The sequence below is a fragment of the Rhizobium sp. SVR5-9E genome, from assembly GCF_056755095.1.
The window spans coordinates 1-346 of record NZ_JBNDHS010000292.1 but is presented as its reverse complement, the minus strand read 5'-3'; the positions used below and the strand labels follow the sequence as shown (position 1 = coordinate 346).

The 346-nt window shown below is 44.2% G+C and carries 1 protein-coding gene; it reads right to left on the bottom strand.

The genetic code is table 11. The annotated features are described in order from the left end of the window. Positions 1 to 290: hypothetical protein (locus ACPYOJ_RS34850; protein WP_481420303.1), on the bottom strand; the 290-nt coding region annotated here is incomplete at its 3' end. Positions 291 to 346: the final 56 nt, after the last annotated feature.

The window sequence follows — 346 nt, the reverse complement described above, 5'->3', positions numbered from 1 at the left end:
AATGCCAGCTGGTTAAGCAGGCCTGAAGGGAACTGCCAGATAAGCGGAGATACGTTACTTTGACCGCCGGGAGAGCCGTAAGGTAAATTCAGCGCTCCGGAAGTCTGCCATTGTGTGGTCGTCTGGAATGTATATTGTACAGGTTGCAGGTTAAAAGGCTTCATCGGTGCCAGCTCCAAAACATCAGGTATTATACCTTTTGTCTGCGCATAAGTAAGCAGCGTGTTAATCTGGTTAATATCCTCAGCTGTTAGTTTTATATCTAATATATTACCACCTTCTTCCTGCATTGATTTCCCATTGAATTGAAGCCAGCTTAACGAATTGTTGATGAGCTGTATGGAGA